At 34.7% G+C, this 25,310-nt stretch carries 20 protein-coding genes; 5 read left to right on the forward strand and 15 right to left on the reverse strand.

The genetic code is table 11. The annotated features are described in order from the left end of the window. The first annotated feature begins 177 nt into the window (after positions 1–177). Complete coding sequence (locus C1H87_RS04555; RefSeq protein ID WP_102754680.1) at positions 178–5,079, forward strand: LamG-like jellyroll fold domain-containing protein; 4,902 nt, start codon at positions 178–180, stop codon at positions 5,077–5,079. Between the two features lie 93 nt (positions 5,080–5,172). Here C1H87_RS04555 and hisS read toward each other — a convergent pair whose 3' ends face one another. The 10 genes from hisS to rpsF form a co-directional block, all read right to left on the reverse strand. Next, positions 5,173–6,543: a histidine--tRNA ligase gene (gene hisS, locus C1H87_RS04560; RefSeq protein WP_102754681.1), complete on the reverse strand. Its 1,371-nt coding sequence runs from the start codon at positions 6,541–6,543 to the stop codon at positions 5,173–5,175. 256 nt (positions 6,544–6,799) lie between these two features. Next, on the reverse strand, positions 6,800–7,276 hold the full coding sequence (locus tag C1H87_RS04565; protein ID WP_102754682.1) for a nuclear transport factor 2 family protein: 477 nt from the start codon (positions 7,274–7,276) through the stop codon (positions 6,800–6,802). A 162-nt stretch (positions 7,277–7,438) separates the two neighbouring features. Beyond that, positions 7,439–8,137, reverse strand: a complete 699-nt coding sequence (locus C1H87_RS04570; protein WP_102754683.1) for a hypothetical protein — start codon at positions 8,135–8,137, stop codon at positions 7,439–7,441. 43 nt (positions 8,138–8,180) lie between these two features. Continuing rightward, positions 8,181–9,089, reverse strand: a complete 909-nt coding sequence (locus C1H87_RS04575) for an MBL fold metallo-hydrolase (RefSeq protein WP_102754684.1) — start codon at positions 9,087–9,089, stop codon at positions 8,181–8,183. A gap of 99 nt (positions 9,090–9,188) precedes the next feature. After that, on the reverse strand, positions 9,189–9,650 hold the full coding sequence (locus C1H87_RS04580; protein ID WP_102754685.1) for a hypothetical protein: 462 nt from the start codon (positions 9,648–9,650) through the stop codon (positions 9,189–9,191). A gap of 52 nt (positions 9,651–9,702) precedes the next feature. Further along, a complete protein-coding gene (locus C1H87_RS04585) occupies positions 9,703–10,170 on the reverse strand; it encodes a DUF6495 family protein (protein WP_102754686.1) in 468 nt (155 codons plus the stop codon). Positions 10,171–10,330: 160 nt separating this feature from the next. Beyond that, positions 10,331–13,483 (reverse strand): TonB-dependent receptor, encoded by a 3,153-nt coding sequence (locus tag C1H87_RS04590; protein ID WP_102754687.1) that lies wholly within the window; start codon positions 13,481–13,483, stop codon positions 10,331–10,333. Between the two features lie 133 nt (positions 13,484–13,616). After that, complete coding sequence (gene rplI, locus C1H87_RS04595; RefSeq protein WP_102754688.1) at positions 13,617–14,063, reverse strand: 50S ribosomal protein L9; 447 nt, start codon at positions 14,061–14,063, stop codon at positions 13,617–13,619. A gap of 13 nt (positions 14,064–14,076) precedes the next feature. Next, a complete protein-coding gene (rpsR, locus tag C1H87_RS04600; protein WP_019388303.1) occupies positions 14,077–14,373 on the reverse strand; it encodes a 30S ribosomal protein S18 in 297 nt (98 codons plus the stop codon). A gap of 2 nt (positions 14,374–14,375) precedes the next feature. Then, positions 14,376–14,714, reverse strand: a complete 339-nt coding sequence (gene rpsF / locus C1H87_RS04605) for a 30S ribosomal protein S6 (protein ID WP_102754689.1) — start codon at positions 14,712–14,714, stop codon at positions 14,376–14,378. A 202-nt stretch (positions 14,715–14,916) separates the two neighbouring features. Between rpsF and C1H87_RS04610 the strand changes: the two genes are divergently transcribed. After that, on the forward strand, positions 14,917–15,612 hold the full coding sequence (locus C1H87_RS04610; protein ID WP_102754690.1) for a LytR/AlgR family response regulator transcription factor: 696 nt from the start codon (positions 14,917–14,919) through the stop codon (positions 15,610–15,612). Positions 15,613–15,655: 43 nt separating this feature from the next. Here C1H87_RS04610 and priA read toward each other — a convergent pair whose 3' ends face one another. From priA to nadC, 4 genes are all read right to left on the reverse strand, one after another. Continuing rightward, entirely contained in the window at positions 15,656–18,109 is a 2,454-nt protein-coding gene (gene priA, locus C1H87_RS04615) for a replication restart helicase PriA (RefSeq protein WP_102754691.1), read from the reverse strand. Positions 18,110–18,127: 18 nt separating this feature from the next. Beyond that, positions 18,128–18,553, reverse strand: coding sequence for a DUF2147 domain-containing protein (locus C1H87_RS04620; protein ID WP_102754692.1), 426 nt, complete (start codon positions 18,551–18,553; stop codon positions 18,128–18,130). Further along, positions 18,553–19,494 carry a YihY/virulence factor BrkB family protein gene (locus tag C1H87_RS04625; protein ID WP_102754693.1) on the reverse strand — a complete coding sequence of 314 codons (942 nt, stop codon included), beginning with the start codon at positions 19,492–19,494 and terminating at the stop codon, positions 18,553–18,555. The genes C1H87_RS04620 and C1H87_RS04625 overlap by 1 nt, the downstream gene beginning before the upstream one ends. A 71-nt stretch (positions 19,495–19,565) precedes the next feature. Then, positions 19,566–20,426 (reverse strand): carboxylating nicotinate-nucleotide diphosphorylase, encoded by an 861-nt coding sequence (nadC, locus tag C1H87_RS04630; protein WP_102754694.1) that lies wholly within the window; start codon positions 20,424–20,426, stop codon positions 19,566–19,568. Positions 20,427–20,572: 146 nt separating this feature from the next. On the opposite strand from nadC, the gene rlmH reads away from it, so the two are divergent. From rlmH to C1H87_RS04640, 3 genes are all read left to right on the forward strand, one after another. Continuing rightward, on the forward strand, positions 20,573–21,046 hold the full coding sequence (gene rlmH, locus C1H87_RS04635; protein ID WP_102754695.1) for a 23S rRNA (pseudouridine(1915)-N(3))-methyltransferase RlmH: 474 nt from the start codon (positions 20,573–20,575) through the stop codon (positions 21,044–21,046). 455 nt (positions 21,047–21,501) lie between these two features. Continuing rightward, positions 21,502–21,786, forward strand: coding sequence for a DUF6520 family protein (locus C1H87_RS23710; protein ID WP_394337955.1), 285 nt, complete (start codon positions 21,502–21,504; stop codon positions 21,784–21,786). Positions 21,787–22,027: 241 nt separating this feature from the next. Next, a complete protein-coding gene (locus tag C1H87_RS04640) occupies positions 22,028–23,623 on the forward strand; it encodes a MauE/DoxX family redox-associated membrane protein (protein ID WP_102754696.1) in 1,596 nt (531 codons plus the stop codon). A 254-nt stretch (positions 23,624–23,877) separates the two neighbouring features. On the opposite strand, the gene C1H87_RS04645 is transcribed toward C1H87_RS04640, so the two are convergent. Next, a complete protein-coding gene (locus C1H87_RS04645) occupies positions 23,878–25,308 on the reverse strand; it encodes a RagB/SusD family nutrient uptake outer membrane protein (RefSeq protein ID WP_233783347.1) in 1,431 nt (476 codons plus the stop codon). Between the last annotated feature and the right edge of the window lie 2 nt (positions 25,309–25,310).

Consider the following 25,310-nt stretch of genomic DNA (forward strand, 5'->3'; position numbering starts at 1 on the left):
TTTTTTGCTCACGACACACGAGCCAAAAGATGTCATTTGTTCAAAAAACTACACTTTGTCGATTTTTTTATACATTTCGTCGTATTTTTATAAAATAAAAATGTATATTTACCCCGAAATTCGTTTAACCAAACTCTAACAAGTAACCTTTTAGTCCCAAACTAAATTAACCTACTTATGAGAAGTATTATCTGTAAATACTCATTATTCACTCTTGCATTCTGTTTATATGTTTGTCATGATACCATGTCGCAAACCATAGCGTCTTATGATTTTGAAAGCGGTCTGCAAAGTTGGACAGATGGTGGCTCAGATTCTGGTTTAAATACGAATGCCATATATGCTAACAATAGCTCTCAATCTATTTACTCAAAAGACGACGACACATCACAAAACTATACAACATCGCCAGTTTTAGACCTTTCAGCATATAGTTCCATCGATTTTTCGTTTTCGTTTATAGGTAGTGGTATCGATACAGGAGAAGGTTTTTCTTTACAGTATTACAACGGGTCTAGCTGGTCTACAATTAAAACCTATGTATTAGGAACAGATTTTACATCAAATAACTACGTCTACACCTTTTACCAAACCATAAACAGTGGACTTTCTTCTAATTCGCGTTTCAGGTTTAGTAGTACAGCAAATGCTAACGGAGAATACAGTTATTTTGACGACATATTAGTAAAGGTTTCTGCACCCGAAATAGATATTGCAGGTAACGGCCTGTCCATTTCAAATGGCGATATTACCCCTACGAATGCAGATCACACCTCTTTTGGGACCTCAAATGCAGGAACTCTGGTTACAAGAACGTATATGGTTTACAACAAAGGCGGTAGCAACCTAACAATTTCAAATATAGCCTTATCAAATACCACCGATTTTTCAATCATCGCACCGTTATATGCATCCCCGGTACTACCATCAACAGGAACAACAGCATTTACGATACAATTTAATCCGCCAACATTAGGAACAAAAACATGTACCGTTACGGTTACCAATAACGATTCGGATGAAGGCTCGTATCAATTTGATATCGATGCCCGTTCTGAACAGAACTTTTTTGATAGTGATGGCGATGGTATACTTGATAATGATGATATCGATGATGATAATGATGGTATATTGGATTCGCAAGAAGAGAACGCTTGTAGTACATCTTCAATAGCTACAACAACAAATTATAAATTCTTAAATGAAACATTTGGGGATGGAAACAGAACAACTATTAATACTACGTACGACGCTATAACAACCTATTGCTATGAAGACGGATCTAACGGGGCAAGCACAACCACTTGCCCTAGTTTAGGTAATGACGACTTAAGTGATGGCGAATATGTTGTGTACTACAAAGCTGGTGACGGTGATGGCACAGACGATACCCCCAATGCAGAAGTTGCAAGTTGGGCAGATAACTACTGGTATACCGGCGAAGATCATACCCCGGGAGATACCAACGGAAGAATGGCCATGTTTAATGCCTCTTACGACCCTGGTACTTTTTATACAGCAACCATTATAGGATCATTGCCAAATGTACCTATTACCTATAGCTTTTGGGTGTTAAATTTAGATACAACTACAGCTCCGGGTATAGCAACCCGATTACGACCAGACATATTGGTAGAGTTTAGAGATGTAAATAATAATCTCTTAGCCTCTATAACCACAGGAGACATTCCGCCTTCAATAAATGGCGATCCAGATGGAAGCTGGCATCAATTTACAGCTAATCTTACTTTTAATGTTAGCGAGTTTTATGTTTACTTTATTAATAATGAAGTTGGTGGCGCTGGTAACGATTTAGCTATAGACGATATTGTAATATCGCAAACATTATGTGATACCGATGGTGATAATGTTGCAGACATTTTCGATTTAGACTCAGACAACGATGGTATCCCAGATGTGGTTGAAGCCGGTTTAGGAAACTATAGCGATGGTAACGCAACGCTTACCAATAGCGGAAGCTGGGTAGATGCCAACAACAATGGTATGCACGATTTAAGTGAAGGCCATACGGCTTTAGATTCAGATTTAGATGGTACGCCAAATTATTTAGACTTAGACTCTGATAACGATACGATTTTTGATGTAGATGAATCGGGAGCCACAAACTCTGGCAGTGCCACATATCAAAACGGGGATGGCGATATTACCGGGGATGGTGTTGGCGATGGAACCGACACGGATACCGTTAGGGAAACCGATATTAATTCCGATGGTACCTCAGAATACTTTACCGATGGTATTTTAGATTTATACGATTTCTTTAATGGTAGCACTTTTGCAACAGCATATGGTAATTCCAATCAAGGGGCTACAGGATCGGGTTGGGCATATTATGTAGCCGATACCGATAATGATAATATACCGGATTATCTCGACGTAACCTCAGATGGATCAACTTTCGATATTTCGCATACTTTATACGCAAACTTAGATGCCAATAACGATGGTTTAATTGATGATACGAATGATGCGGAAGGCGATGGTATTCTTGATTTATTCGATACAGACGATACTGTTTTTGGCTCTCCACGAGATTTAAACAGAAAATTACAATTGTACTTTGACGGTCGCAACGATTATGCTGCCGAAAGTTCTGTAATTGATGGTTGGGGCGAAGTCTCAATAATGGCTTGGATAAAAATCGATCCTTCAGCCACAGGAACACAAATAGTATTAGGGCAAAACGAATTTTATGTGCGCCTTAATGCAGATAAAAGCGTATCTGCTTTTGCAGATGGTAACACCATTACTAATGGCACACCATTAAACACAAACCAATGGATACATGTGGCTGCTACTTACAGCGATTCTAATAGTATTTTTAAATTATACGTTAACGGTACTATGAGTGCCAGCCTACCGATTTCTGGAGCACTTAACTCAGATAGTTCCAGTTTTACCATTGGCAGGCAACCAGATACAAATAGCAATTATTTTAAAGGGTATGTAGATGAAATTCGGGTATTTAATAAAGCCTTATCCGAAAACGAACTCCATAAAATGATACATCAGGAAATAGAAAATAATGGTGGTATCGTGAGAGGTTCTACTATTCCTTTAGACATCACAGATTTTGTTGATACGTCTACCATTACACCTCTTAATTGGAACGCTTTACAGCGATATTACAGATTAGACACCTATAAAGATGATATTATTGATGATTTAACAACAGCTGCTGTAGATGTAGGCTCAGGTGCCAAAATTTACAACACCAAACTCATTGATGGACAAACAGCTCCGCTTCCTTATGTTACGACAGTATCATGTAGTGGTAATTGGACAAATTCAAGTAATTGGGAACAAGGAAATTCATGGGATATTAGTAGTACAGCTCCTGGTTGTTCTATTGTTCAAATAAAAGGTAATCTAGAAATAAGCAGCGATCTTTCTACGGTTGGGCTTATTATTGATAGTGGTAGCTCCCTTGAAGTTAACGGAGATTCTGGATTATACAACTCCTGGTATTTAAAACTGGATGGTGATATTGATTTAGAAGGCGACTCCCAGTTAATTCAAACCGAAGATAGTACGCTAGATGCAACCAGTTCCGGAACACTTGAAAAAGATCAACAAGGAACAGCAGATACTTACACCTATAATTATTGGTCGTCTCCCGTTGGAGTTTCCAATAACACCACTAACAATAATAGTTATAAAGTACCCGATGTTATCACCAATGTTGGTTTTTTAACCTCTGGGTACGATGGTTCTGCATCACCCGTAGCAGTTGCTGACTATTGGATCTGGAAATTTAGCAATCAAGAAAGCGACAACTACTCCAAATGGCAACATGTGCGAAGTACCGGAACATTGCTTGCAGGGGAAGGTTTTATTATGAAAGGTCCTGGTACCGGTTCAATTAGCACACCCCAAAACTATGTACTAAATGGCAAGCCTAATAATGGCGATATAAACTTAACTATAAGTTCAGGAAACGATTATTTAGTTGGTAATCCATATCCATCTGCGATAGATGCTGTACAATTTATTTTAGATAATGGCGCTACTATTGCTGGTGCAGGTTCTACAACCGGAACATTGTATTTCTGGGAACACTGGGGAGGTGGTTCTCATATTCTTCGCGAATACCAAGGGGGTTACGCAACCTACTCACTTTCTGGAGGCGTACCAGCAGCATCGATAGGTACAAACGATCCTGATGTGGCTACCGGAGGTACTCCAACTAAAATACCGGGCAGATATATACCTGTTGCACAAGGTTTCTTTGTAACTGCTGAAACCGGTGGAACTATCAGGTTTAACAACGGACAGCGTGTTTTTCAAACCGAAGATGGCATTAACTCATTATTTGTAAAGTCATCCAATACTAAAAAAAGCAACGCAAATTCCAGTAATAAATCCAACCATGGAGATACTAGAATGAAACTAAGAATTGGCTTTAACTCTGTAAATGAAATTCACAGACAGTTATTGGTTACTGTTGACGAAAATGCCACTGCTGATTACGATTGGGGATACGATTCAAAAAATATAGATACCCAGATTGACGACATGTACTGGATGATCAATAACGAAAAATTTGTTATTCAAGGTATTAATGAAATTAACGAACAAACCATTATCCCTATTGGTATTCACATTAAAAATGATGGCATTAACACCATAACAATTGATGAATTAGAAAACGCATCCGATAACTTAGAGCTGTATTTACACGATAAAGAGTCAGGCGTCTTCCAAAATTTAAAGCAAGGTAATTATGATATCTTTTTAACAGCTGGGGAGTATTTAAATCGTTTTGAAATTGCATTCTCAAACGCTCAAACCTTAGATGTAAACGATGTTGGTAACGATAATCCTATAGACGTTTACTTTTCTAACGAAGAGAATTCTATTATCATTAACAATCCAGCATCTAAATTAATAAAGACTGTTGAAATGTTTAATATACTGGGACAGTCCTTATTTAAATTTCAAACCAACACCAATAAAAAGCATCTATCGTATAATGCCAGTCAAATAAAAACGGGAAGTTATATCGTGAAAATACAAACCGAATATGGAACACTCTCTAAAAAAGTATTAATAAAATAGTATGTTAAGTTTAATTATTTGAGTTAGTCAAACCCCAAATCTATTTTCCGCTTAGCCATACTTTGAGTCCTAAATTAATTTTTAGGACTCTTTTTATTTTACAAGAGAAATCAACTCCTTTAAAGGCACTTTATGTTGCTCCCCGGTAGCCATGTTTTTAAGGGTATAGGTATTAGATTCTATTTCCTGATCGCCTACCAAAACAACAAACGGAATAGCACGTTTATTGGCGTGATTCATTTGCTTTTTCATTTTTGCAGTATCTGGATACAGTTCAGAATTTATACCTTGAGATCGTAATTCGTTAATAGCCTTTAAACTGAATAACGCTTCTTTCTCACCAAAATTGATAAACAGAACCTCAACATTTTTATTCACTGTTTCTGGAAATAAGTCCAACTCTTCAAGCACTAAAAAAATTCTATCCAACCCAAAGCTAATACCAACTCCGCTCACGTTTTTCATGCCGAAAATACCCGTTAAGTCATCATAACGACCACCTCCGCCAATAGAACCCATTTTCACATCTTTTGGTGCAGACACCTCAAAAATAGCTCCGGTGTAATAGTTTAATCCACGGGCAAGCGTTACATCCAATTGTAAAGCTGCTGTTTTTAATCCTAATTCTGAAATCGCTGTATTTATAAACGCTAATTCTTCAATCCCTTTTTGTCCTTCTTCAGAAGCCGATAAAATAGTTTTTAAACTATCTATTTGAGACTCAAAAGAACCCGACAATGTAAATAATGGTTGAAGCTTAGCAATACCTTCTTCCGAGATCCCTTTACCTAGCATTTCTTCTTTTACTTTTTCCTCGCCTATTTTATCTAATTTATCTAACGCAACAGTAAAATCTATTAACTTATCTGAAGCACCAATAACCTCAGCTATTCCAGATAGAATTTTACGGTTATTAATTTTTATGGTGACACCTTCTAATTTTAAGGCTGAAAAAACAGTATCATACAATTGAATAAACTCAACCTCTTGCCAAAGCGATTGACTACCAACGACATCGGCATCACATTGAAAAAACTCTCTAAAACGCCCTTTTTGCGGTCTGTCTGCTCTCCAAACTGGTTGAATCTGGTAACGCTTAAATGGAAATTCAATTTCGTTTTGGTGTTGTACTACGTAGCGTGCAAAAGGCACCGTTAAATCATAACGAAGTGCTTTTTCCGAAATACTTGGCGTTAATTTATTGGAGTTTTTAGAATCGTAAGCTTCACTGTTAGCTTTAGATAAATAATCTCCCGAATTTAAAATCTTAAAAATCAAGCGATCGCCTTCTTCCCCATATTTACCCATTAAGGTATCAGAGTTTTCAAAACTAGGTGTTTCAATGGGTTGAAATCCGAACGTTTCAAAAGCGCCTCGAATGGTATTAAAGATGTAGTGACGCTTTGCTACCTGTTCTGGGTTAAAATCTCTGGTTCCTTTTGGTATACTTGGTTTTTGAGCCATATCAACTTCCCGCTCAGTCGGGAATCTCTTTAAATTATTATTTTTCAATAGTGGATTCCTGCTATCACTTCGACTTCGCTCAGTGACCAAGCAGGAATGACAAAACAACGCAATGTTTTAATCAACGGCAAAAATATATAATGAAATTGTTATTACCTGCTTTTTCAATAGAAAAAAGCCTGAGGGTTTATTAAATTGAAACTGAATTAAAAAAAAGCAGATTGCTTCGTCGTGCTTCCTCACAATGATACTTTCGTTATTTTATTTTCCCATCATGAAATCCAGCTCTTTTCCACGCTCCAGATTCATACACCCAAATATTAGTAATTCGATATTCATTCTTTTTAATGTCATTGTTCCTTTTATTTGATACAGTAACCTTTCCTGTTACAATGGCTGTATTTCCATGCAATTCAATTTCTGTTTCTTCCAGCTTATATTCAATGACTTCTAATGCTCCCGATTGAATTTCCTTTTCCCTTTTGCTCAAGTAATTAATCCAATCATTTTTTCTTATCGATTTTAAATTACCGTTAGTATGCAGATAATTTTCGGTTATCATAGATTCCAAAACCTTTACATGACCTTCTTGAAAAGCTTTGTTAAATTTATCTATCGATTCCATTAATTGAGTTAAATCGGTTTCTGGGGTTTTCTTTACTTTTTCCTTATCTGTACAGTTGAAAAAAGCTAAAACCAATGCCATGGATAAAAATGTTTTAAATAACTTCATAAGTTTGGGTTTTTGATTCTAATAAAAAGCTAGCACACAACACTTTATTACTTAATCTCTCAACACTAAAACTAATGTTTTCTAACAATATTTTTAACTTGTTATTAAAAATATTACTTTTTCATATAACATCCGAGGAATTAAAAATCAGAATACTTTCTATTATTTTAAATCACCAAATTCTAAATACACTTGTTCTAATAGATGCAACGAAGAATCATTTATCTTTAATTTATTACCACTAACACCTATAGGGGTATTACCTGTTTCGCTCAATTTAAGAATAGAAAATTTTTCACCTTTTAAAATGGCGTCTATATCGGTATTCACTTCAATAATTTGCTCAAAATCTGGCTTATTTGTTATTTCATGAGCTATAAATTGTTGCTTTTTATTTCCGAATAAAATATAATTAGCTGTTGTTGCTTTAGCTTCTTCTGGATTAAACTTTTTAAAGTAAACAACCTCCTTAATTGTAACTTCAATATTTTTTAATATCGCTACGCCCCCTCTTTCAAAATGGCCTCTATAAAGGTTTATTTTAAATGGTTTAGGGTCACTAACCATATCCGGCAACACAAATCGTTCTGGCTCGATAGTATACGTTGGATTGTTAGGATGTTCTTTTTTATCTGCCAGATAGGACGCCTTATCTTTATTTGATAACGTTAATTTCAATATAACCTGATAATCGTGAGGAGTATGGAACATTGGTAAATGAGACGCATAAATCATCTCACTTCCAAAAAGAAGCATACCATGAGTTGACGGTTTATCTTTACTGTGTTGTGCATGTTCATGCTGTGCATTGGTGCTTATTGAAAATAAAACATAAGCGATGATGAGCGTTATTTTTTTCATTAGTTAGTTAAATAAAATTGTTATTGATATACAAAGTCTATTGTTATTTGATTGGGTAAATGATAAATTTTTCAAATACCTTTTTAATTGGTTTGTCTCCTAATTCCTTAAGAGTTGATTGAAGTTCTTTTAAGTCCTCTACAGTTAATTGTAGCTTTTGTTCTTTGGGATGATAGGTAGATCCTATAGGGTAATCCACACCACTTGTTGTTGACATTTCAATATGATTACCTAAAATATACTTAATCTCATGTGTTTTTGTAAAATCGACAAGTTTGCTAATACTCGCTTTAAATGATAACCAGTCGTCAACATATAAACGTCCAGGGTAAAAAGTATCTCCTGTTAGCAACAGCTTAGAAGAGGTATCGTATAATGCTATTGATGTTTCTTGATGCCCCGGTATAGGAATTATTTTTATCAATCTATCTCCGAGTTCAAAATCCACTATATCTTTAGGCCAGTTGGTAAACCTAAAAAACGCTATAACATCATTTTTTTCAAGACCCACAACTGTTGTTTCTGGCTTATTGATAAATTGTGTATCTGCGGCATAATGGTCACCGTGTTTGTGCGTATGCGCTACTACTAATTCTATTTTTTTGCTTTGTTGCTCCTCCCAATTTTTTACGATCTTATTAACGGTTCGGTATAAAGGAAATGTTTCTTCCTCTTTTGTTGCTCCCGTATCCATTAATAGCGCCTTATCCTTACCTAAAAATAAAAACATAAACGGTGCTTCGTAGTTTGTGCACTTATTTTGCCTTAATATCCAAGTATTGGCATCATACTTTACGACTTGTATTAAATCGTCTGTGTTTTTTTTACAGTCCTCCGATCCGTGAATCCAATTTAGTTTTTCAAGATCAACCTGTCCTATCACAGATAAACAACAGGTATAATTAACAAGAATTATGATTAAGACATTTATAATACTTTTTTTTCTGTGCATCGTTTCAAATTTAATTAAAAGGGTATTTGTTTATGGTTGAGACTGGATAAGCCCTAAGTTACCAAATATTAGGGATTCATCGCTTGCCGTTATGTAACATTATCGGTTATTCTTCAAATAGGCATCAAATTGTTCGCCAAGAACCTCAAGAGACCAGAACAAATCGGAAATAAAACTCTTATCGTCTCTATTAACATGCATTTGAAATGTTAAGAACTTACCATCAACACCAATTTTTGAACCTTTTAAATCAAGAATTGAAATAGCGATTTCATTTGATAGTAAAAATGCATTGGCTTTACTTTTTTTTCCGCTCATTGTTAGAAACTCAGAGCGCGTAACAAATTCCATAAAAACAGATCTTTTGATGATACACTTCGGAAAATCCTCGAATAAGTTAGATTTTCTGTATTTTATATTGAGTTTGTATTTACGCTTTGTCCAGGCAACATAAACTTCGAGATTTCCAGTACTAATATTCTCAACAAATTTTCGAGAACCTTTATTTTTATCTAGTGATTTTTCAAAAATAAGATTAGCTATGTTATGAATATCCGCCAAAATTTATCGGTTAAGTAATAATGTATTTTTGGCTTGAGTTCTAAACAAGCAATCAGTTTATCAACTTATCAAAATAATTAAACAAGTCGCCTTTAGTAATAACAGCACCCTGTTCAATCATTTTAAACTTATCCAGATTTTTATCGTCTGTATAATCCTTATCGGCTTGTAAAAACTCAACATTTTCATCCATTAAGTTTTCACGTAACCAAGCATAGCCTTCTTTCGTAGTAATATCTATGTCATTTTTTAAGTTAATCACTATAGCCTGCATTTTATCTTCCTTTAAATGAAACAAATACATATGCTGTGGCGATATGTGCTCTAAATACTCTGCTTTATTTAAAACACCTTCCCAAATTAAATCACTAAAAACATCCAGTTCTGTTTCTGCTAACTCTGGCTTATTTGTTTTTAAATTGGTCCACTCCTCTGCAGTAACGGATTGTGTTGCCAAAAAGTTAATGAACTCCTGATGTAACTCTTCAAACTGTTCTTTGGTAAGTCTTGCGTACTTCATTTAAGTTAAAATATAATTATAATGAGATCCCGCTAAAAAGCGGGATTAGTTCAACTAACAAGTTTTAGTTCGTTTATTAACTCCTAAAACTTGAGTTTCACTAAAAAAATTTGCGCCTCTTTTCAGAGGCGCAAATTTAAGAATATATATGGTATTATTTTTAGAAAATATAACGTAACCCAAATTGAGCTTGCCATCTGGAAGCTAAACTGGAATCAAACCCGAAACTTTGAGCATCAGATCCTTCACTAAAAGTGTAAACCGGTGTAGCTCCAGAAGTATCAACACTTATAGGAGACATGTTATTAGGCTGCTCTACCACACCCCAATCTGAATTTAATAGGTTTCCAAAATTAAGAACATCAATACTTAACTGAAGTGTATTTGTTTTATCTCCACTTACATTAAATTTAAAATCCTGTAAGATTTTAATATCCCATCTGCTTCTCCATGGCGATAAAGCGCCATATCTTTCAAAATAACGCCCTCTGTTTTCACTTAAATAATCGTCCTGTTGAATAAATCTTTCAAAATCTTCCGCTTGTCCAGGACCAGAGAATTGCATCTGTTGTACTTCACTTGCTGTAGGGATATAAATAAGGTCATTGTTCTGGAAAGAACTATCTCCATTTATATTACCTGCATATGTATAATTAAAACGACCACCTTGCGCATATTCACAAAATGCAGAAACTGTAGTCGCCATTTTATCACTTGCATACGACCATTTTTTACTAGCTAAACCTATAAAACGATGTGTATCTCCATATTTGGAATAAGACAACACATCATTATTCGCGTTACCTAAATTAGGGTTAAAATCAAAAGCATCCCCTGTAATTTCAGCTTCTATGGAGTTTACGTCTTTAGCATTTAAATAGTTGTATGCTAAACTTGTATAAATACCATTCTCAAACGTTTTTTGAGCTTTTAAACTAGCATTCCAAATACGCCCTTTATCAGAATTTGTAAATACATAGGCATTATTACCTCTATCAGCAGGTAAATAAGTTGGTCTGTTATCGCCAGGCGCATTAAGTGTACCTGATGGATTTCTTAATCCCCAGTTTTGTACATGAGCACCATTAATATCCTTAGTATAAGATACATCTCCTGTTAAAACAATACCATTTTCAAATTTATGATCGGCTCCTACATTGGTTCTCCATACTTGTGGCCATTTAAATTCTGGGTCTACCACTTGATAAAAGAAAAAATCTAATCCTTGTACTTGATTTCCTAGCCATACAAATGGAAAACGACCAGTAAATACACCTGTACCACCTCTTATTTGTGTTTTACTTTCCCCATTAACATCCCAGTTAAAACCTAAACGTGGAGAAATAAGAAATTTATTATTTGGTAATTTTCTAGAATCTATTAAAGTTTCTTGATTTGTGTTGGGGTTAAAATAAGGAATCGTTGGATCGAAAGTAAAAGGTTTTCTTGCTATGTTTTCATCTATTTTATTCTTGGTATCAAAATATAATGGCTTATCAAATCTAATACCGTAAGTTAATTTGAAATTATCATTTACATTCCATTCGTCCTGTACATAAAACGCCAATTGTCCAACATTTGTCTCGGCTAAAGACCATCCATCGCCAGCAGCCAAAGCATTATTAGTATTAAAAACATTATCTGCATTAGCTAATGCAGCAGCTAATGTACCATCATTTACATCAGTTAGAAAAGCATTTAAATCAGGATAAGCTGCAAATGCTCCCACTTCCTGATTAAAATCACCATCTTCATCATAGCCAAAAGCTCCCAAATTAAAAGAGTTATCAAATTGAAATTTTTCAAAAGAGAATCCTATAGTAAATGTGTGACTTCCTTTAACTACATTTAAATTGTTGGTAAGTTGAAATACTTTTTGATCCAATCTATTATTAATAGAAAATGGCTCATGACCTGCGATAATATAATTAGAACCACTTCCATCTTGAATAGTAATAGCTGGTGCTGGAGTCGATAAAGGATCTCTAAAATCATCAAAATGAGTATAACCTACTTGGAATTTGTTTGTCATATCTCCAGATAATGTTGAATTTAGTTCTAATTGCAATGATTGTATCCCATTATTTATTTCGTATCCTGAATTTTCAAACTGAAGTACTGTAAAGCTTGGCCCTCTAACCCCTAAAGCGGTGGGGTGTGCTGGTTTTTCTTTTGATGCGTTTAAAAAGTTATAGATAATCGCTAAACGATTATTATCATTGATATTCCAATCTAGTTTAAGAATTCCTTTGGTAGATTCAGATCCATAGGTAAATCCTTCGTAAGCACCTGTATTGTATCCTAATGTTGCCAGAGCATTTGATACACTCATTAAGTCACTTTCACTTACTCTAGATTCGTTAATTGCTCCAGAACCTGTATTAGGTATCCAACCATTAGTTCCTAAATCTGTTCTATCATCTTTTTCAAAATTAGCGAAAAAGAACAGTTTACTTTTTATTATAGGGCCTCCAATACTAATACCATATTGTACTTGCTCTAAATCTGGTTTCGTAACATCTTCTCCTTTTATTTTTCCTCCTGTTAAATCCTCATTTCTAAAGAACCCGTAAACAGTACCATGAAACTCATTTGTTCCACTTTTAGTAACCGCATTAACTGAAGCTCCTGTAAATCCTGATTGGGTAACATCATATGGTGCCGTTGAAACAGATATTTGGTCTATGGCATCTAATGAGATAGGCTGCGCTCCAGTTTGTCCTCCGGGAGTAGGAGCATCTAAACCAAAAGGATTATTAAAAATAGCACCATCCAGAGAAAAATTATTGTATTGATCGTTTCTACCTCCAAAAGAATTTCCACTAGCAGATGGTTCTAATCTTGTAAAATCTGCTGCCGATCTGGAAATAGTTGGTAGGCGTGTTAATTCACGGCGTCCCACACTGGTTTCTGCACCAGTACGATCGCTACCAAAAGTTCCTGTTCCTCCGGTTCCCTGAATAACTATCGCTTCCAGTTCTTCGTTATCTGCTACTAACGTAACATCTAAATTGGTTGTTTTACCTAAAGTTAAGAACACATTATTAAATGTTTGTTCTTGAAACCCTATAAAACTCACTGTAATCGAGTAAGGTCCCCCTACTCTTAAATTTAATAAGTTAAATCTTCCATCAAAGTTCGTAGCTGCTCCATACTTTGTACCAGTTGGTGTGTGAATGGCCAGTACATTGGCTCCTGGAAGAGGTTCGGATTTTTCGTCTAGAATTAGACCTTTAATGTTCGATGTTGTGACCTGCGAAAATGCAAGCGCACCAAAGAACAAGAAAAAAATTGCGAGGGTAGTTTTTTTCATATGAGTATAGTTTAGTTTAGTTGTCTACTATGCATGCATAGTAACATGTCGAAACAAAAATAAAGAAAAAAAAGCCATTCATAAGAATGGCTTTACAATATTTAAAAGTTTTATTAACTAATTGTTAATACTACTATTTAGCTTGTGCTATAACCTCGAAAGGTAAATCAACAGATACTTCTCTGTGTAAACGTACAACAGCATTATATTTACCTGTACGTTTAACTGTAGTAACTGTAATGAATTTTTTATCGATAGCTTGACCTTCTTTTTCTAAAGCTTCAGCTATGTTGATATTATTTACAGAACCAAATAATTTGTCTCCTGCTCCTACTTTCGCAGGTATCTTAATTTCTAATGCTTTTAAAGCTTCAGCAACTTTGTTAGCATCGTCAACTATTTTCTTTTCTTTAAAAGCTCTTTGCTTTAAATTCTCCGCTAAAACTTTCTTTGCAGAAACTGTAGCTAGAATAGCTTGTCCTTGAGGAATTAAAAAATTTCTACCATAACCGTTCTTAACTGTTACAACATCGTCTTTAAATCCTAAATTTTCAACGTCTTGTTTTAATATAAGTTCCATTGTTATCGGTATTTTATTTTAATAAATCTGCTACGTAAGGCATTAAGGCCAAGTGACGTGCTCTTTTTACGGCTACAGATACTTTTCTTTGATACTTTAAAGAAGTTCCTGTTAAACGTCTTGGTAAAATTTTACCTTGCTCGTTTACAAACTTTAATAAGAAATCTGGATCTTTATAATCTATGTATTTAATACCAGATTTTTTGAAACGACAGTATTTCTTTTGTTTGTTTGTCTCAATATTCAACGGCGTTAAATATCTAATTTCTCCGTCTTTTTTTCCTTTTGATTGTTGTTCTATCGATGACATAATTAAGCTTTTTGTTTAAGTTTTTCTCTTCTTCTCTCTGCCCAAGAAATAGCGTGTTTATCTAACGATACCGTTAAATAACGCATAAAACGCTCATCACGTCTAAACTCTACTTCTAAAGCATTAATTACTTCACCTGGCACGGTGTACTCAAACAAGTGATAGAATCCACTTTTCTTGTTTTGTATTGGGTAGGCCAGTTTTTTAAGCCCCCAATTTTCTTTAGATACCATCTTAGCTCCGTTAGAAACAAGAAAATCTTCGTATTTCTTTACTGTTTCCTTTATCTGATCTTCAGATAAAACGGGATTTAAGATGAAAACAGTTTCATAATGATTCATAAAAATCTATATTTATTATTAAAAATTGGGTGCAAAAATAGTTAATATATACATATAAAACAACAATTATTTTTAAGTATAATATTGGATTAATTTAAATGTTAAAATTATGTTAAAACGAACGCTTTAACGATGATTTTTGGTTTTTAGCCGAATTTTTTGTACTATTGTCGATATCTTAACCGAAATAATATAAAATGTTATGACATTAAACTGTGTAGTAGTAGACGATTCGGCAATACAACGTCTTTCAATAGTGAAGTTAGTAGAAAATCATCCATCACTTAACTTAATTGCAGAGTATAGTAGTGCCTTAGAAACTAAAAATGGTTTAAATACCCATCAAGTGGACTTAATCTTTTTAGACATTGAAATGCCAGTGTTAAATGGATTTGAGCTTTTGGATGTATTAAACAACAAACCTCAAATTATTTTTGTAACTGGTAAAACAGAGTATGCATTTAAAGCATTTAATTACGATGCTACCGACTATTTGCATAAGCCAATTACAAGAGAACGTTTTAACACTTCTGTTGATAAAGCCTTAGAGCAACATAGATTGACTCTAGACTTTAACGAAGAAGAAGGTGAACATATTTTTGTAAAGAGTAACCTTAAAAAACGTAAAGTTTATATCAAAGATATTAAATGGATCGAAGCTCTAGGTGATTATGTAAAATTAGTTACAGAAGAAACTAGTTTGGTAGTATTATCTACAATGAAATCTTTTGAAGCTGAACTACCCGAAGGTAAGTTTTTAAGAATTCATAAATCGTACATTGTTAATCTTGATAAAATTGACAGGTTTAACAGTAAGAACGTTGAAGTCGGAGCTTATGAAATTCCGTTAAGTAGAAATAAAAAGACTCAGTTGGTTGATGCCTTAAACAATATTTAGATCTAACTAACTAACCAAAATTTAACCAAAGGCTTAGCTAAATTTAAAAGTTATCGACATTTAAGATTATTTTAACCGACCGAAAATCTTTTATATTCAAGAAGCTATTGTTTATTTTAATGATAGCTTCTTTCGTTTTTGACAAAGATTGCTGTTTAGGAATCTTCACGAGAATGTTTTTATGAAACTGATTTCTTATTCTGGAAATAGGTGGCGATTCCGGCCCTAAAACATATTCCCTAAAAACCTGTCGTAAAGATTTCGCCAACCAAACCGAAGCTGCATCTACTTTACTATAATCTTTATGTTTTAACGTGATTTTTATTTGCTTGTAAATAGGCGGGTATTTATAATTATACCGATCGTTCATTTGCTCGTTAAACATATCTATATAATTATTGGTAGATACCTGCTGTAAAATGTTATGATACGGATTATATGTTTGTATCAACACTTTTCCTCTTTGATCTGTTCTCCCTGCTCTACCCGACACTTGCAACATAAGCTGAAAGCTACGTTCGTGCGCTCTAAAATCTGGAAAGTTAAGCATGTTATCGGCATTCATAATACCAACCAATTTAACATGCCTAAAGTCCAAGCCTTTCGTTAGCATTTGTGTTCCTACTAAAATATCTATCTCCTGCTGCTCTAAAGCCGTTATTATTTTCTCGTACCCGTATTTTCCTCGGGTAGTATCTAAATCCATTCTTGCTACTTTGTAATCTGGAAATAATAACTTTACCTCTTCCTCTATTTGCTCCGTACCAAATCCTTTAGTATCTAATTCCGGGCTACCACAAGCCGCACAATCCTTTATCATTGAAGAATTATAGCCACAATAATGGCAACGCAATTGGTTTCTATATTGATGATACGTTAAACTTACATCGCAATTTGGGCACTGAGGTGAATTACCACAGGTATTACACTCTACGATAGGAGAAAAACCACGTCGGTTTTGAAATAATATTATTTGATGGCCTTCTTGTAAAGTCTCAGTCATTTCTTCAATAAGCCTATCGCTAAAATGCCCTTTCATTAACTTTTTCTTGAACTTATCTTTAATGTCGATCAGCTCAATATCCGGCATTAAAACATTATTGTAACGTTTTGTTATCTCAACAAAGCCATATTTGTTTTGCTTGGCATTAAAATAACTTTCCAGGCTTGGTGTAGCAGACCCTAAAAGTATTTTTGCTTTATGCATATTTGCGAGCACAACAGCGGTATCGCGTGCATGGTAACGTGGCGCGGGATCAAATTGCTTAAAAGATTGCTCATGCTCCTCATCAACAATAATAAGTCCTATATTATCAAATGGTAAAAATATGGAAGAGCGTGCTCCTAAAACTACTTTAGCTTTCTCAGATTTATTTAAAACATGGTTCCAGACCTCAACCCGCTCCTGAGTTGAATACTTTGAATGAAAAATGGCTACTTGTTCTCCAAAATAATTCTGTAATCTCGTAATTAATTGCGCCGTTAAAGCTATTTCTGGTAATAAATAAAGAACCTGCTGCCCCATATTTAGGGCCTCTTCTATAAGCTTAACATATACTTCGGTTTTGCCAGAAGAAGTAACCCCATGAAGCAATGTAACCATATATTTTTCAAAGGATTCTTTAATTTCCTTTAGGGCTGTTTCCTGATGTTCGTTAAGTTTTTTTGTAGCTTCGTTTTCTTCTCCCGAATATTGAACACGATCGGTTTGAATATAATATTCCTCAAGAACTTCTTTATCTATCAATGATTTTATAATAGCTGTGGATGCCCCGCTTTGAGCAACTAAATCTGAAACTTTTACAGGCTTTTTTGTCGTTGCCGAAACTGAAAACAAGGTTAAGATTACCTGACGTTGCTTTGGTGCCCTGCTTAAATCGTCTAATAATTTTTGAAGTCCTTCTTCTGAAGAAAACCTCGAATGTAACTTGACATAACGAACCAATTTAGGCTTGTACTTTTCATATACCTCTTCTTCAACAGAAATAGCCTCCTTTTCAATTAATCGCTTAATTACCGGCAACACATTTTTTTTATCGAGAATATTAGAGATATCATGAATCTTTAAAGATGATTGATGATGTAAAGCTTCATACACTAAAAACTCATCATCCTTTAATATAGATTCGTCAATGGTTTTGATGTTATTTTTTAAGATGACCGTTTCGCTTTCTAAAATAAAAGCACTGGGCAAAGCGGCACGCATTACATCCCCTAATGTACACATGTAGTAATCTGCTATCCATTGCCACAATTGCAACTGTTTGTTGTTTACTATTGGTGTGTCATCTAAAATTTGCTGGATATCTTTGGCTTCGTATGCTATAGGTGGATCGTTATGAACCCTAAAAACAATACCTGTATAGATTTTCGACTTTCCGAAGGGAACAGCAACGCGCATTCCGGGTTTTAAGAAATCAAATTCCGAAGCACTTATACTATAGGTAAAGAGCTTTTTTAAGGGTACGGGAATTATAACGTCTATAAAGTGGTTCAAAAAAAGTGGGATTTTAAGTTATTCAATAACACGTTCCCAATATTGGGTTGCATATAAAAAGGCGATGTAACCTCTAACTTGTAGAATATTCGGATTATCTGTTAATCCTAGTCTACACTTATACGTTTTACCTTTTTCCGGATCGAAAATCGTTCCGTTCTCATAATATTCGCCATCACGCTCCATATTTTTAATTAATACCAACCCCAAAACAGGTTTATCCTTTTCATCGCCTAAACACTTTTTACATAAAGCATCTTTTTTTTCTGGATTTAATATCTGTACTATTTTTCCAAAAATCTTTCCGTTTTCTTTGTAAATCTCTACTATAGATTTTGCTTCTTTACTCACATCGTCAATCGTTCGCCACTTTCCAAAAATACTTTGAGAAGAAGAACTTAGGCTAATAAAAAAACAGACTATTAAAAGACCTTTCTTCAACATCAACATTGTTTACGCAATTTATTTAAAGAGGCGTTTAATTCGTAGCCCAACAATAAAATATTGGCATTTAGCCACAAATAAAACAACAGAATTAATAATGCACCAATGGAACCATAAAGCTTATTGTATTGCCCGAAATTTTCAATATAAATACCAAATAAATATGACGACAGAATAATGAGTACAGTTGTAAACAAGGCGCCTACAGAAAAGAATTTAGAATGTCTGCCTTCCTGTGTTCCGAAATAGTACAGCGTTGCTGTGGCCAAGTACACCATCATAATAAAGAAAGCATATTTTGCCAAATCTGTCCACAGTACATTTTGGCTATCCACTTTATACCCCTGCCCTTCTAACACCTCAAACAGTTCTTGTACCACATATATTTGAAAATACCCTAAAACCACTATGGTAACAATAAGTAGAAATGCCAGTATCAATGCTATGCTCAAAGCATATAAATATTGTTTAAAAACGTTACGGGTTAATTGTTCGTGATACGAGTTTTCGAAACCGGAAAACACTGCATTTACCCCGTTTGCCATTAAAGCAATGGATAGTACAAAAACAGATGATAACAAACCTCCACGTTGTCTTTGATCTATATTTTCGAAGATATTTTCGAAGAAAAAATCGGATGTATTTGGGGGTAAAAAGGATTCTAAAAAAGTTAGGAACTCTATTTTAAAATCGTCAATGGGTACGTACGGAATAACAATTAGTACAAATAACAAAAATGGAAATAATGCCATAAAAAAGCTAAAGGCAATGGCACTGGCACGAGTTGTTAAAGCTCCTTTTACAATTCCAATAATATACAATTCCAATAAATCGTAAAACGACAACCCTTCTAGACCTGGTAATTTAATTCGTTTAAAAAACCGTACCAAGACATTTATTACTGGAATCTTATCAAGCTTGTCTTCAATGGGTTTGGTCATTATTTAATTTAAAAGTTTAAAATTTCGTGTTTAGCACAAAAAACTAAACTAATTAAAAAAGTAATAAAGAACTATTTAATAGCTTTTAAACTTATATCCATGTTATAAACAGAATGGGTTAAAGCGCCGCACGAAATATAGTTTACACCACATTCTGCATAATGCCTGATGGTGGTTTCATTTATATTACCAGAAGATTCAATAAGACATTTATTACCAATTAGCTCTACAGCTTTTCTGGTATCTTCATAATCAAAATTGTCAAGTAATATTCTATAAATATTATCGCTTTTTAATATCTCTTCAACCTCCATTAAATTTCTGGCCTCTACCATAATCTTTAAATCCTTATTGGTCTCTCTTAGATATAATTTTGTCATTTCAATGGCCTTGGTAATCCCGCCAGCAAAATCGATATGATTGTCTTTAAGCATAATCATATCATACAATGCAAACCTGTGGTTTTCTCCACCTCCAATCACAACAGCCCATTTTTCCAAAACACGAATTCCTGGTGTTGTTTTACGGGTATCGAGAATTTTAGTATTCGTTCCTTTAACCAAATCAACAAAGGTTCTTGTTTTAGTAGCTATCGCACTCATACGCTGCATAGCGTTAAGAACAGTGCGTTCTGCTTTTAAAATAGATTGCGAAGACCCTTCAATATACATAACAACATCACCATAGGTAACTTCTGTGCCATCTTCGATTCTCACGTCCAATTTTAAATTCTTATCTACGTAAGCCAGTACTTTTTTGGCAAAATTAACCCCGCCTATAATACCTTTGTCTTTAACTAAAATTTTTGCTCTACCCTTTGCGTTTTCAGGGATACAAGCTAAAGAGCTATGATCTCCGTCTCCAACATCTTCTCGTATAGCATTAGCAATTATCATTTTAACTTCTGTATCAAACTGCTCTTGTGTTATCATATAATTAGTCTGTTATTGTATAAGTTAGTTGGTTTGCAACAAAAATAAGAAATTGATTTACTAAATTAAATTTACGTTTATTAAATTTTTATTTTTTTAATTATTAAATATGTTTTTCGTAAATACTAAATAGTAATTTTGCTATTATGACTATTAAACTTCTCACCATTGGAAAGACCGATAATAAGGAACTTAAATCCCTAATTGATGAATACACAAGGCGCTTAGGGTTTTATATAAAGTTTTCTTTAGAAATTATTCCAGATATAAAACATGTTAAAAATTTAAGTGAAGAACAGCAAAAACAAAAGGAAGGTGAACTCATTATAAGCAAACTGAATACCACGGATGTTTTAATTTTATTGGATGAAAAGGGTAAGCAACTGGACTCTATTGAATTTTCAAATTACTTACAAAAGCATATGAATTCTGGTATTAAACAACTGGTTTTTGTTATTGGTGGTCCTTACGGATTCTCTCAGGAAGTTTATAACAAATCTAATGGAAAAATATCCTTGTCTAAAATGACCTTTTCCCACCAAATGGTACGTTTATTTATTATTGAACAATTATATAGAGGGTTTACTATTTTAAAGAATGAACCTTATCATCATAGGTAACACCAATTAAACTTTAGTACAAGACAAAAAAGTAAACAACGACCCCTCAATCACATTAATCCCTCTCAGGTAAGTTTTTATCCCTCTGAAGTAAGTTTTTTCATCTACGTTTGTTTTTTTAACACAAACCTTTGGGTAAACATATTTAAATAGACAAGCTAACCAGATTGTACTACCATTAAAACCGTTATCTCCATAGGTGTTTATAACATCAAGAATTCAAGTTATTTAACTTCAGTGCCAAATAGTTCTAGCACTCTAGATAAACTCATGAATTTTTTTGATGAGCTATAAACAAAAATTGTTTTAAAAACCATTATACGCTTCAAAACTATCCCTGAATTACACTCACGAATGATAAATTCGAGACAAAACATACTGTACAGTCAGGAGTTAGACCGAAAACCTGTAAAAACGAGTAGGTCAATAATTTTTAATTTTAAAATATTTATATTATGAAACGTCAATCTTTAAAAAAAGTTTTGCCTGCCTTTGTTTTTCTGCTGGCCATTGTAGCCTCATTTGCTTTTACACCTGCTCCAAATGATGTCTCGGGTGATGTATACATCCAGAGAGCCCTTCCAACCAATTGTGAACTACAAACAATGTCACTACCATACGGTTGCTCAATCAACAACTGGGGAGCGCAATGTACGACTTTTGAGTCAGGGGTAACTCGGGACTTATATTCTAGAGCCTGGGGACTTCTATGTATGGATCCATACAGGTTGCCTCTATAAAATAAAACTTAATAAAGAAGGTTGCTTTTTTCAGCAACCTTCTTTATTTGTATTATTAGGAATACATATTTTTATTTTCAATAACCGAACATAGTGGCAGCATCCCACCCTTAAAAAACAGATAAGTTTCGTTGCTAAAATTAGCATAAACTATTACCCCTTCAAAAAACCAACCCCACCCTTTCCTAAAAATTTCTTGCTCAAACATTTACCATTCAAAAACATTTTTTAATTCGTATTTATGTTGCTAAAAAATTATTTTCACTACAATGTTATAAAAACCTACAGTAAACATAAAAATAGTTTGTTAGAACTTATTTGTATGCTATATATACTATTGTTTGTATATGCCGCTGTAAGCAAACTTTTAGTTTTTGACGAATTTAAGATTCAAATAGGGCAATCTCCCGTTCTTACAGCTTATGCTGGGTGGGTGGTTTGGATAGTACCTTCTGTTGAGATCCTAATTTCATTAATGTTGGTCATTCCACGATTTAGGTTACCGGCCTTGTATGCTGCTTTTATGCTCATGGTCATGTTTACTTCCTATATTTTTATCGTTTTGAATTTTAGTGATTTTATTCCCTGTTCTTGTGGAGGTGTTTTGGAAAAATTGAATTGGACCGAGCATTTAGTATTTAATATCATTTTTGTTGTTCTTGCCTTTATTGGGGTTATAATATTAAGTCCACAAAAAAATGACGATAACCCTAAATATGTAATAAAGAGCCTTATGCCACATAAAAAACCATACGCTCTCCTTTTTATTTGTATGGTATGTGGTGTAGGGCTCATGTTTTTATTATTCTCTCTTTCAGAACATAAAATACACAGGGACAATAGTTTTACACGCCTGTTTGCTGGTCATCCTGCAATAAAATCAAAAGAATTGGATCTGGCTTACAACTCTTATTATATTGCCGGAGCCGACCAGGGGAAAATATATTTGGGAAACAGCATCTCTCCATTTCATTTGATTACTTTAGATACGACACTTCAGAACAAAGAAACCATTCGTTTGACTTTAGACCAAGACAGTCTTCCTTACAAATCTATGCAGCTCCGGGTAATCCCACCTCATTTTTTTCTTATGGATGGTGTTAAGTCTTATATTTTTAGGGGTAATACAACCGATTGGAAAGCTAGTTCTGTTATAAATAAACCAGTCTATTTTTCACAAGTAGAACCTATAGACTCAGTTAGCTTGCTTATTAGAGGCGTAAGCAGTGAGACCAGAGAAAATGTTCTGGGTAAAGTAAACCTTTTAGAATCAGGCAAGATTGACCTCACTCACGACCTGCTGCAAAAGCAAATCGACGGCATTTTTGATACCGATGGCTCCCTCCAATACAATCGCCAGTTACAAAAGTTGGTGTATACCTATTATTATCGTAATCAATTTATAGTTGCCGATACCAATCTCCAATTAAGCCATCTTGGAAAAACCATAGACACCATAAGCCATGCTCAAATAGAAGTGGGAACCATAGCATCTAAAGATCAGCTAAAAATGGCCGCACCACCTCTAATAGTAAATAGAAGTAGTACAACCTATGGCGACTACCTTTTTGTAAACTCTAAATTGATCGGGAAAAATGAGCCTAAACATATATGGAAACGGGCTTCAATTATTGATGTATACAACCTTGTAGATAACACTTACGAATTTAGCTTTTATGTTTATGGTATTAAAAAAGACAAACTAAGATCATTCAGGGTACTTCATGATAAGTTTATCGGGCTCGTTGGCAATCACATAGTAACTTACCAACTCAACACGAATCTGTTTAAGAATCTATTACCCGATTCAAAAGAGAACGTAGATCCCAAAATCTAGAATAGAGTTCTGGAATCACCAGCATAAAATTAGTGAGAACATTGTTCTTATATCCTTAAACCTGTGTCTGGTCGAGCACAGTCGAGACCTCCTTAAGACCTCTCGACTTCAGTTTATGCTGAGCACAGCCGAAGTACTCGAGGAGGCATTACGTCAATATTTTACACTAGATAAAATTTTTATTGGATGTCTCACTGACATAAATTTTCTTATCCAAGATTCATGGTATTTAAACTTACTTTTTATCTGGTTTCTTAGTAGCCTTTATTCTGCGGCAATAAATTCGGATTAAGCGTTAACTCCGCATCAGGAATGGGCAACAATACATGAGTGTCCTTCCAATTGGGTTTGATTGCTCCTAATACTTCGGCGGCTTTACCCATACGTTTTAAATCGAACCAACGGTGTCCTTGTTCTGTAAACAATTCGACACGACGTTCATGCAAAATAGCATCTAGCAATTCATTTAACGTAGCGGCATATGTATCGCTCAAGCCAGCTCGGTTTCTGATAGCATTTATATCGGCTTGCGCTCCAGAGATGTCATCCAGGTGTGCTCTCGATTCTGCACGAATTAAATATTGTTCCGCCAAACGCAACTGTACCGAATATTCTACAGAACTATCAGTATTACCTTGTTCCTTATACTTAAAAGCATGGTGCCATGTTTGTGTATTTGTAGTATTATTAACTTCTTTCACCCAAGAAGATTGGCGCAGATCACCAGGTTCAAATGCATCAAATAAGAGATCGCTCATCGCTATATTTAATGGAGGTCCGGTTGCGAATATAAACCTTGTTCCCTCACTAGTATTATTGCCATCGGCATTTGGTTTAAATTGCCAGATCGTTCCGGAAGCCTCTTTTAGAAAGACCTTGTTTAAATCAGGTTCCAAAAAAGCCCCAAATTCATTAATAACCTGATCTGCCATCGCTTCTGCCAAGCCCCATTGCTCAGTATATAAATAAGCTCGAGCAAGTACTGCTTTTGCAACTGCAGCATAGGGACGTATACGCTCGCCACTAATATCATAATCAGGTAACAAGTCTATAGCCAACTTTAGATCTTCTATAATGCGATCGTAAACCAAAGCTCTGGACATACGCGTTGCGGTTCGATTTTCTACATAATCTGTCCCAGTAATATAGGGAATGTCTCCAAAGAATTCTACAAGCAATAGATGCAGATAAGATCTTACAAACAAAGCTTCTCCTTTAAATAGATCCTTATCTTCTGAGGTAAAACTCACTGAACCCTCAACCCCTTCTATAATTGCATTGACCGTATAAACTTGGGTATAGGCATTGTTCCACAAATCTGCAATAATAAGGTCGTTTGCTCCTACGGTATGGTTCTGGTAATTCTCTAGCGCTTCTCCCCGACCAAGCTTGTAATAATCCAACTCATCGGTATATACACCCATAGAGACATTCAAACCGTCACCAGATACCAATCCACTGGTGCGCATTTGATAGTAGACTCCATAGATCGCGGACTCCGTCATTGATACATCTTCAAAAATGGACTCGGACGATAGTTGGTTTTTTGGTAGATCTACCTCTACAAAATCTGTACAGGCTGTTAAACATCCCATTAAAATAATTGAGTGTAATAGATTGTACCCTCGGAAAGCTAAGGCAAAAAACCATTGATATAGCATTGTATCTCTGTATTTAAATCTCATAA

This window comes from Flavivirga eckloniae (genome assembly GCF_002886045.1).
In the GTDB taxonomy this organism is placed as follows: Bacteria; Bacteroidota; Bacteroidia; order Flavobacteriales; family Flavobacteriaceae; genus Flavivirga; species Flavivirga eckloniae.

What these genes read in the sequence shown, in the direction of transcription:
- C1H87_RS04555 (WP_102754680.1), top strand. Translation starts at nt 178, where the DNA reads ATGAGAAGTATTATCTGTAAATACTCATTATTCACTCTTGCATTCTGT.
- hisS (WP_102754681.1), bottom strand. Translation starts at nt 6,543, where the DNA reads ATGGCTCAAAAACCAAGTATACCAAAAGGAACCAGAGATTTTAACCCA.
- C1H87_RS04565 (WP_102754682.1), bottom strand. Translation starts at nt 7,276, where the DNA reads ATGAAGTTATTTAAAACATTTTTATCCATGGCATTGGTTTTAGCTTTT.
- C1H87_RS04570 (WP_102754683.1), bottom strand. Translation starts at nt 8,137, where the DNA reads ATGAAAAAAATAACGCTCATCATCGCTTATGTTTTATTTTCAATAAGC.
- C1H87_RS04575 (WP_102754684.1), bottom strand. Translation starts at nt 9,089, where the DNA reads ATGCACAGAAAAAAAAGTATTATAAATGTCTTAATCATAATTCTTGTT.
- C1H87_RS04585 (WP_102754686.1), bottom strand. Translation starts at nt 10,170, where the DNA reads ATGAAGTACGCAAGACTTACCAAAGAACAGTTTGAAGAGTTACATCAG.
- C1H87_RS04590 (WP_102754687.1), bottom strand. Translation starts at nt 13,483, where the DNA reads ATGAAAAAAACTACCCTCGCAATTTTTTTCTTGTTCTTTGGTGCGCTT.
- rplI (WP_102754688.1), bottom strand. Translation starts at nt 14,063, where the DNA reads ATGGAACTTATATTAAAACAAGACGTTGAAAATTTAGGATTTAAAGAC.
- rpsR (WP_019388303.1), bottom strand. Translation starts at nt 14,373, where the DNA reads ATGTCATCGATAGAACAACAATCAAAAGGAAAAAAAGACGGAGAAATT.
- rpsF (WP_102754689.1), bottom strand. Translation starts at nt 14,714, where the DNA reads ATGAATCATTATGAAACTGTTTTCATCTTAAATCCCGTTTTATCTGAA.
- C1H87_RS04610 (WP_102754690.1), top strand. Translation starts at nt 14,917, where the DNA reads ATGACATTAAACTGTGTAGTAGTAGACGATTCGGCAATACAACGTCTT.
- C1H87_RS04620 (WP_102754692.1), bottom strand. Translation starts at nt 18,553, where the DNA reads ATGTTGAAGAAAGGTCTTTTAATAGTCTGTTTTTTTATTAGCCTAAGT.
- C1H87_RS04625 (WP_102754693.1), bottom strand. Translation starts at nt 19,494, where the DNA reads ATGACCAAACCCATTGAAGACAAGCTTGATAAGATTCCAGTAATAAAT.
- nadC (WP_102754694.1), bottom strand. Translation starts at nt 20,426, where the DNA reads ATGATAACACAAGAGCAGTTTGATACAGAAGTTAAAATGATAATTGCT.
- rlmH (WP_102754695.1), top strand. Translation starts at nt 20,573, where the DNA reads ATGACTATTAAACTTCTCACCATTGGAAAGACCGATAATAAGGAACTT.
- C1H87_RS23710 (WP_394337955.1), top strand. Translation starts at nt 21,502, where the DNA reads ATGAAACGTCAATCTTTAAAAAAAGTTTTGCCTGCCTTTGTTTTTCTG.
- C1H87_RS04640 (WP_102754696.1), top strand. Translation starts at nt 22,028, where the DNA reads ATGTTGCTAAAAAATTATTTTCACTACAATGTTATAAAAACCTACAGT.
- C1H87_RS04645 (WP_233783347.1), bottom strand. Translation starts at nt 25,308, where the DNA reads ATGAGATTTAAATACAGAGATACAATGCTATATCAATGGTTTTTTGCC.